Source organism: Campylobacter sp., from assembly GCF_017646085.1.
Classification (GTDB): Bacteria; Campylobacterota; Campylobacteria; order Campylobacterales; family Campylobacteraceae; genus Campylobacter.
This window is the reverse complement of the sequence record NZ_JAGCNF010000058.1, coordinates 1-8555: the sequence shown is the minus strand read 5'-3', so window position 1 is coordinate 8555 and position 8555 is coordinate 1. Positions and strand designations below refer to the sequence as shown.

Below are 8555 nucleotides of genomic sequence, written 5' to 3'. Positions count from 1 at the left end.
TTTAAATGAATTAGAAAAACTACTTAATAACGATAGAGAAAAATACTCTAAATTTTATGCTCTTTTTGGCAATGTGATTAAAGAGGGTCTTTATGGATTTAGCACCAATAAAGATAATATCTTAAATTTATGCCTATTTAAATCTACTCTAAATGATAAGCCAATTACACTAAAAGAGTATAAAGAGGCTATGAAAGAAGATCAAAAATCTATCTACTATATTAGCGGTCAAAATGAAAGTATGCTAAGAAATTCTCCTCTATTAGAAGGATTTAAAGCAAAAGGTATAAATGTCCTAATCTGCGATAAAGAGATCGATACAATTGTATTACCTATGGTAAATGAATTTGACTCTACTGCATTTAAAAGTATTAATAGTTCAGATATAGATAATGAAATAGATAATACACAAAACTCAAGTAGCGATGAGACAAATGCACTAATAGCTAAAATCAAAGAGTTCTTAAAAGATGAAGTAAAAGATGTAAAAATCTCAAATCGCTTAAGCGACTCAGTCTCATGTCTAATCTATGATAAAAACGACCCAGACTATGCTATGCAAAGTCTGCTAAAACAGATGGGGCAAGAAGCACCAAAAATCAAACCAATCCTAGAGATAAATCCAAATCATGAAATTATCACTAAGTTGGCAAATAATGAGCTAATGATAAATGATGTAGCTATTTTGATTTTAAATATGGCAAAAATTAGCGAAGGTATGACCATAGATAATCCTAGCGAATTTAGTTCTAAACTTGCCAAAATTATTTCAAAAGCTCTATAAATTAACTTCTACCCTATTTTTAGGGTAGAATTTTCTAAATTTACATTACTATCTATAAGTAAAAATTAATTATATTGTTACGATTATACACACCTTAAACATTTTTTTAACCAATTTTTATAATTTATTCTAAATTTAATAATAATTTACGATAAAATAAAAGTGTAAAATTTAATATTAGGAGTCTATATGACACAATGGACACAGATATACGATCCACTTGGCAACATCTGGCTGAGTGCATTGGTGGCGTTTTTGCCTATATTATGCTTTCTAGTCTCTTTACTAGTATTTAAACTAAAGGGATATGTAGCTGCATTCTTAACAGTTGTTTTAGCCTCAGCTTTAGCACTACTTGTTTATGATATGCCATTTTCACTCATTGGCGCTAGTTTTGTACAAGGCTTCGCACAAGGTATGTGGCCAATTGCTTGGATTATTATTGCTGCGATCTTCTTATATAAATTATCAGTTAAATCTGGCTCATTTGAGGTAATAAAACAAAGCGTTATCTCTATTACTCCAGACCATAGAATTCAAGTTATCTTAATTGGATTTTGTTTTGGTTCATTCTTAGAGGGTGCTATTGGTTTTGGTGGTCCAGTTGCTATTACTGCTGCACTTTTGGTTGGTCTTGGTCTTAAACCTTTATATGCTGCTGGTCTTTGTTTGATAGCTAATACCGCTCCAGTTGCATTTGGTGCAGTTGGTATTCCTATTATTGCTATGGCAAACCTTGTTGGCGTTGAGCAATATGAAGTTTCTGCAATGGTTGGTCGTATGCTTGTTCCACTTAGCCTTACGGTTCCATTCTTTATTGTATTTTTAATGGATGGATTTAAAGGCGTTAAAGAGACATTTCCAGCAATTTTAGTAGCTGCAATAAGCTTTACAGTAACTCAATTTATTAGTTCAAACTACTTAGGTGCAGAGCTTCCAGATATTGTTTCAGCAGTTGTTTCATTAATCTGTACTACAGCTTTCCTTAAAATTTGGAAACCGTCTAATATATTTAGACTAGATGATCAAACAGACTTTACAAACAACACTCAACTAAGCAATGGCGAAATCTTTAAAGCTTGGTTGCCATTTATCCTACTAATTGTTTGTATTATACTATGGACACAGCCATGGTTTAAAGCGCTATTTGCAAAAGGTGGAATTTTTGATTATACAGTTGTAACTCTAGCTGCAAATAATGTAGGCACAACTATAGTTGATGCTGCTGGAAAAACTATTGGCTTAAATTTAAATATTAGCTTTATAGGACTTCAAGCTGGTACTGCAATCTTAATTGCTGCGTTCTTATCAATTTGGTTTTTAAAAATCAAAGCAAACGATGCTGCTGAGTGCTTCTGGGATACACTAAAAGAGATGGCAATTCCATGTATTACCATTGGTCTTGTTGTATCATTTGCATTTATCGCTAAAAATGCTGCTATGAGTACAACTTTAGGTCTAGCATTTGCTCAAACTGGGGATGCATTTGCATTCTTTAGTCCAGTAATTGGCTGGATTGGTGTATTCTTAACAGGTTCTGATACAAGTTCAAACCTTCTATTTGGTCCACTTCAACAAGTAACAGCTAGAGAGCTTGGTGTTGGTGAAGCGCTATTCTTAGCTGCTAACTCAGTTGGTGGTGTTGTAGGTAAAATGATAAGCCCACAAAGTATCGCTATTGCGTGTGCAGCTGTTGGTTTAGTAGGTCGTGAGAGTGAGCTATTTAAATTCACACTTAAATACTCAGTAGCTTTCATTATCCTAATTGGTATTTGGACGTTAATCATTGCTTTCTTTATGCAAGGAATTATCCCAGATATAGTGACTAAGGGTTAATATTTATGAGAAAAGTATATTTTTTCGCTACTTGCCTTGGCAGTGCTGCTATGCAAGATAGTGTTTTAAATGCTATTAAGCTTCTACGCCGTGAGGGCGTAGAGGTGATTTTTAAGAAAAATCAAACCTGTTGTTCTCAACCATCTTTTAATAGTGGCTACTTTAATGAAAGTAAAGCTGTAGCTATGCATAACATCAATCTATTTGATGAAGATATTCCAATTGTAGTTCCAAGCGGCTCATGTGCTGGAATGATGGGGCATGATTATTTGCAACTTTTTGAAGGCAGTAGCGAATTTGATAAAGTTCAACGCTTTGCTGCTAGAGTCTATGATTTAAGCCAATATCTAGATGAAATTTTACAAGTAAATTACGAAGATAAAGGTGAAAAAATTAAAGTTGCATGGCACTCAAATTGTCACGCTTTAAGAGTTGCTAAAAGTGTTGAAGCTAGCAAAAACTTAATTCGCAAACTTGCAAATGTTGAATTGCTTGAACTTGAACATGAAGAGGAGTGCTGCGGATTTGGTGGTACATTTGCAGTTAAAGAGAGCGATATTTCAAACGCTATGGCACTAGCTAAAATCGAAGATATTAAAAAAACTGGTGCTAGCTACTTAATTAGCGGTGATGGCGGATGTTTATTAAATATCTCAGGCACAATGAAAAGAAATGGCGTAGATATCAAATGTCTACATCTTTATGATTTTCTAATTAAACGCCTAGAAGGAGTGCCTCTATGAGCAAAAAACTACCACACGAACAAATTGTAAAAATCAAGCTTGGCGACTCACAACTAAGACAAAATTTAACAGTAGCTATGCATACTCTACAAAAAAACCGCCTAAATGTAATAAATGCTAAATTTAAAAACTGGCAAGGCTTAAGAGATAAGGCTAAAAAAGCTAAAAATAATGCCCTTATGAGTCTATCTGATAGGCTTGTTGAGTTTGAAAAAAATGCTACAGCAAATGGCATTAAAGTACATTGGGCAAGCTCAGCTACTGATGCTTGTGAAATTATATATGAACTGATGCGCCAAAATAATATCAAAAAGATATTAAAAGGCAAATCTATGGCTAGCGAAGAAATTGGACTAAATCACTACTTAGCAAATAAGGGGTTTAATGCAATTGAGACTGATTTGGGTGAGTTAATCATTCAGCTCAATGACGAAGCGCCAGTCCATATAGTAGTGCCAGCAATTCATAAAAATCGCAATGAAATAGGTAAAATATTTCAAGAAAAATTGGGTGCTAATTTAGAAAGCGAACCAGAAAAATTAAATCAAATAGCAAGAAAACATCTAAGAGATCAATTCGAAGGTCTTGAAATGGGACTTAGCGGAGTTAACTTTGCTATGTCTAAAGAGGGTGCATTTTGGCTAATTGAAAATGAGGGAAATGGTAGAATGTGTACTACGGCACCTCAAATTCATGTCGCACTTTGTGGAATTGAGAAAGTTATGGAGAGCTTTGAAGATGCCGCTACTATGGTACATCTACTCACCCCATCAGCTACAGGTCAATTTATCCCTACATATAACAATATAATCACAGCACCACGCAACGAAGAACTAGATGGCCCAAAAGAGGTACATTTAATACTGTTTGATCACCATAGAAGTGATATGTTAGCACATCATGACTATTATGAAGCACTTAGGTGTATTAGATGTGGTGCATGTATGAATTTCTGCCCTGTATATGATAAGATTGGCGGTCATAGCTATCAAACTATTTATCCAGGGCCTATTGGTGAGGTTATAAGTCCAAATATATTTGGTATGGAAGCAACTGGAGATATACTTACATTTTGTTCACTATGCGGCAGATGTAGTGAGGTATGTCCTGTGAGAATTCCACTAGCTGATCTAATCCGTAAACTAAGAGCTAATAAAGTTGGTCAAGGTAAAAATCCACCACTTAGCACACAAAATGGCCACAAAAATAAAGGCGAAGCATTTGCTATGAAACAATTTGCAAATATCGCAACAAATGGGGCTTTATGGAGATTTAGTCTTAGCAAGGCTCGTCTATTTAATGGAGCTTTACATAAATTTCAAAACTCTATTCCAGTAGTAAAAAATTGGAGTAAATATAAAGAGTTACCACAAATCAAAAAAGATCTATACAAAGAGCTTGAGAATATGGAAGGTGTCCGCTATGAATAGAATAGATGAAATTTCAGCCAAATCAAAAGAGATGATTTTGTCTCGCCTAAAAGACAGCCATAAAATTGCCGGATTTGAATCTAGTAAGAGTATAGATCCAGTAGAGCATGTACAAACTACCAATAATCCTATTGAAGAGATGAAGCAAAAAATGAGCGATAATAAATATATTGTTCATGAGTGCGATTCATCAAGATTAGAAGAAACTATAAATGAGATTGTAGCTAGCTATGGATATAGTAAAATGATCTATGGAAGTGGACTAAATTTAAATTTAGACAAAATCAATGCAAGTCAGAAAATATGCTTCGATAAACCTATAGAAGAGCATAGATCTGATGTCTTTCATAGCGAATTTTCTATAGTTCATGCCGAATATGGCGTAAGCTCTCATGGTGTAGCACTATTAAAATCTAGCCAAGCTCAACCTAGAATGCTAAGTTTAGCACCAAATCTTTGTATAGTTTTATTAAAAAAAGATAGAGTTAAAAATTCATTAGCAAGTGCTTTAAATGCTCTAAAAGCTGATCAAAATGGAAAACTTCCAAGCAATATCTTATTTATTGCTGGACCATCAAGAACTGCTGATATCGAGCTTATCACTGTCTTTGGCGTTCATGGCTCGCAAAAGGCGCATTTGATACTATATTAACAATATTTGCATGGATTTCCATGCAAATATTATTTGATCTTAAAATCTCTTAGAGTAATTTTAAATTTAGTCTGATTATTTCCACTTTGACACTCAATATCCAAATCAAGCTCATCGCAATATCGCTTAACTAAACTAAGCCCTATTCCAAAACCGCCATTTTGCGTATCAAAACGGCTAAATTTATCATAGATTTTACCTAAATTTTCTTTTGAAATTACCGTACCAAAATTAATAATTTCAAAATAATTTTTATCTAAATTTATAATTATATTACTATTTTTACTGCTATACTTTATCGCATTTGATATGAGATTATCAATAATTTTACCTAACTTTTGCATATCACTATTTAATTCAAAAGAGTTTGAATTGATCCTAAACTCAATCCCCTTAGCATTTGCAGAAAGCTCAAATAATTTAATGCGACTATCAAGCAAACTTTGCACGTCAAATTTACTAATATTATTTGGATTGTTTTTTAAATTTAATGCCAAATCATTATAAATTCCACTTAAAGTCTTAGCTGCAATTTTAATATTTTCTAAATATTTTGATGGATTTTTATCAAACATTTCACTACTCATCAATATCACGCTAAGTGGAGTATTGATCTCATGCGTTGTATCAGTAATAAAATTATTAAGCGCCCTAATCTGTGCTAAAAGCGGCAAATACGCAAGCTTAACCAAAATATATGCGATTAATCCAATAAATACAAAAACAATCCCGGCAATAAACCATACACGCCAAAATAGATTAGTGATCTCATCTTTTATATCTTGATTTTTCAATTCTACTATTAGTTCGATTTGACGCATTCTAGAGTGAATATTTTCTTTCATATATAAAGTGTTATCTGTTATATAGAACTCACCCTTAAATTTAGGTATCTCAAAGCTTTTATATATGTATCTATGCGTTTTGATATTATATAAATTAATTGGATAAAGGCTTTTTAATTTCATAATATTATCTATATTATTATTTAATCGCAGCAGATACTCAAGCTCCTTAGAAAAGCTCTCAAGACGAATTTTATGGCGTTCTATAATCCTTGTTTTGGACTCTTCATAATACATTGTTGCAAAGCCAACTAAAAAAAACATACTAGATAAAGTATAGAGTAAAAATATAGGTAAAACATATTTTTTACTATACATATTCATATCCTAGTTTTGGATGCGATACGATCTTATCTTCGCCAATGATTTTGCGTAAGTTTCTTATATATACTCTTAGGCTTAGCTCACTTGGCATTTGGCCATAATCCCATAAATTCATATATATCTCATCACGGCTTAAAATCCTACCTCTATTTTTTAAAAATAGAGCTAATAAATCACCCTCTTTTTTAGCTAGTTGAACTGGTAAATTATCTTTAAGTAGCTTTTTTTGTATAATATCAAATTTAATACTATTGGCTATATGGATATAGTTATCATTATTTAAATGGCTAAATTTACGCCTTAAAATATTATCAATTCTTAACATCAATTCAGCTAACTCAAATGGCTTTTTAATATAATCATCACAGCCACTTTTAAAACCTTTAGCTAAATCACTAATATCATTTAAAGATGTAGTAAATATACAAGGGGTATCTATACCAGACTCTCTTAAGCGACTAAGTAGCTCAAATCCATTTCCGCCAATAATTTTGACATCAAAGATAAATATATCAAATTTACACTCATACGCCAAATTTATAGCCTCATCATAGTTATCACTACTTATAACATCATAGCCGTTGCTAGCAAGATAGTCGCTAACCATCTCGCATAGCATCGGCTCATCTTCAACTAGAAGTACTTTGCTACTCACAGCTTATCTCATCGGACAATCTGGATTATACATACCATTTGGGCAGTTTGGAGCAAATTTACCAGGGCGATCTAGGCGATTTTGCATATTTGTTCTCTTGTTGTTTTTAGACATCCCCATAGCACAAATTCCAGTAAAAAACTTATCATCTCTATCAAGTTTTGCCATATTTTGACGCATTTGATACTTAAATTCTTTATAGAATTCATCTTTTTGTTTAGGATCTAAATTTTTAGTTGCTTGAGCTATTTTAGCATGAATTTCATCGCAACCTTTTTGAATTTTATAATACTCTTTACTAGCCTCTTTTTTAAACTCAAACATCTCTTTGCTTAATTTTGCTGCGCTATCAGCACCAAATGCCACACTACTGCTTACCATAGCTGCTAGAGCTATACTTAATATCTTTTTCATTTTAGAACCTTTCTATTAAAATGTAGTGAAATTATATATAGCCCTTGTTGAATAAATGTGAATTTAAAAAAGAGAGTTAAACTTTTCAATAAAAACTAATGGATCTACTTGAACATTTCTTACTATTACGCCAAAATGCAAATGTGGGCCACTAACCCTACCCGTTGCACCGCTAAGACCTATTTGATCGCCTTTGGTGACTCTTTGCCCTACTTTTGCATCGATCCTATCAAGATGATAATACTGAGTATAAATACCGCCACCATGATCAATTATAACGCTTTTTCCAGCATAATACCTATCTTTAGCAATTCTTACTATACCATCATTTGCAGCTATTACTTTTTGACCAATTGGGGCTCTATAATCTGTACCGCCATGATAGCTTTTGATAGTGCCATTAAAAACTCTAGCATTGCCATATTGGCTAGTAATAAAACTACTCATCGGAGCTATAAACTTGCTATTGACTAATAAATTTGGGCTAAAAGTTTTATAAATCTCCATAGCCTCATTGCGCTCATTTTCTATACGCTTCATAACACTTTTTGGAGGATTTGCCTTTGCTGGGGCAACCTTAATACTCTCTTTTTTATAGTTTTTTTGCTCCATTTTTAAAATAGTCAAGCTATTTTGGCCATTAAGACTATTTGTGATATTTATATCATTTCTTGCATAGTAGCTTGCTGGGATTAATGCTATTTTTACATCATTTTCTCTAGGATGATTTAGCCATGATACTGGCTTATTGTTTACCTTTAAATCTCCAGCGTAAACTGATTTAATACTAATAATCTCAATTCCGCCATTAAAAATAGTCCCTGCCCAACTATGCAAGGCAAGAAGTAAAAGGGTTAAAAAGACTCTCATTT

The 8555-nt window shown here is 33.0% G+C and carries 8 protein-coding genes and 1 pseudogene; 5 read left to right on the top strand and 4 right to left on the bottom strand.

The features are described 5' to 3' along the window. The 5 genes and pseudogenes from J6V67_RS03055 to J6V67_RS03035 all read left to right on the top strand — a co-directional run. Nucleotides 1-784 (top strand): annotated as a pseudogene (locus J6V67_RS03055) (molecular chaperone HtpG); the annotation flags it as partial. A 189-nt stretch (nucleotides 785-973) separates the two neighbouring features. After that, on the top strand, nucleotides 974-2620 hold the full coding sequence (locus tag J6V67_RS03050) for a lactate permease LctP family transporter (protein ID WP_291858591.1): 1647 nt from the start codon (nucleotides 974-976) through the stop codon (nucleotides 2618-2620). A gap of 5 nt (nucleotides 2621-2625) precedes the next feature. After that, nucleotides 2626-3363 (top strand): (Fe-S)-binding protein, encoded by a 738-nt coding sequence (locus J6V67_RS03045; protein ID WP_291858588.1) that lies wholly within the window; start codon nucleotides 2626-2628, stop codon nucleotides 3361-3363. Continuing rightward, on the top strand, nucleotides 3360-4793 hold the full coding sequence (locus tag J6V67_RS03040) for a LutB/LldF family L-lactate oxidation iron-sulfur protein (RefSeq protein ID WP_291858585.1): 1434 nt from the start codon (nucleotides 3360-3362) through the stop codon (nucleotides 4791-4793). The genes J6V67_RS03045 and J6V67_RS03040 overlap by 4 nt, the downstream gene beginning before the upstream one ends. Continuing rightward, complete coding sequence (locus J6V67_RS03035; protein ID WP_291858582.1) at nucleotides 4786-5445, top strand: lactate utilization protein C; 660 nt, start codon at nucleotides 4786-4788, stop codon at nucleotides 5443-5445. Before J6V67_RS03040 ends, J6V67_RS03035 begins: the two co-directional genes overlap by 8 nt. A 29-nt stretch (nucleotides 5446-5474) precedes the next feature. On the opposite strand, the gene J6V67_RS03030 is transcribed toward J6V67_RS03035, so the two are convergent. From J6V67_RS03030 to J6V67_RS03015, 4 genes are all read right to left on the bottom strand, one after another. Beyond that, a complete protein-coding gene (locus J6V67_RS03030) occupies nucleotides 5475-6608 on the bottom strand; it encodes a HAMP domain-containing sensor histidine kinase (protein ID WP_291858579.1) in 1134 nt (377 codons plus the stop codon). Next, nucleotides 6601-7269 carry a response regulator transcription factor gene (locus J6V67_RS03025; RefSeq protein ID WP_291858576.1) on the bottom strand — a complete coding sequence of 223 codons (669 nt, stop codon included), beginning with the start codon at nucleotides 7267-7269 and terminating at the stop codon, nucleotides 6601-6603. The genes J6V67_RS03030 and J6V67_RS03025 overlap by 8 nt, the downstream gene beginning before the upstream one ends. A gap of 3 nt (nucleotides 7270-7272) precedes the next feature. Further along, nucleotides 7273-7683, bottom strand: a complete 411-nt coding sequence (locus J6V67_RS03020; protein ID WP_291858573.1) for a hypothetical protein — start codon at nucleotides 7681-7683, stop codon at nucleotides 7273-7275. Nucleotides 7684-7746: 63 nt separating this feature from the next. Continuing rightward, entirely contained in the window at nucleotides 7747-8553 is an 807-nt protein-coding gene (locus tag J6V67_RS03015) for a M23 family metallopeptidase (RefSeq protein WP_291858570.1), read from the bottom strand. Nucleotides 8554-8555: the final 2 nt, after the last annotated feature.

Excerpts from the sequence above, each read along its gene's own strand:
- J6V67_RS03050 (WP_291858591.1), top strand. The coding sequence starts at position 974 with ATGACACAATGGACACAGATATACGATCCACTTGGCAACATCTGGCTG.
- J6V67_RS03030 (WP_291858579.1), bottom strand. The coding sequence starts at position 6,608 with ATGTATAGTAAAAAATATGTTTTACCTATATTTTTACTCTATACTTTA.
- J6V67_RS03020 (WP_291858573.1), bottom strand. The coding sequence starts at position 7,683 with ATGAAAAAGATATTAAGTATAGCTCTAGCAGCTATGGTAAGCAGTAGT.
- J6V67_RS03035 (WP_291858582.1), top strand. The coding sequence starts at position 4,786 with ATGAATAGAATAGATGAAATTTCAGCCAAATCAAAAGAGATGATTTTG.
- J6V67_RS03045 (WP_291858588.1), top strand. The coding sequence starts at position 2,626 with ATGAGAAAAGTATATTTTTTCGCTACTTGCCTTGGCAGTGCTGCTATG.
- J6V67_RS03040 (WP_291858585.1), top strand. The coding sequence starts at position 3,360 with ATGAGCAAAAAACTACCACACGAACAAATTGTAAAAATCAAGCTTGGC.
- J6V67_RS03015 (WP_291858570.1), bottom strand. The coding sequence starts at position 8,553 with ATGAGAGTCTTTTTAACCCTTTTACTTCTTGCCTTGCATAGTTGGGCA.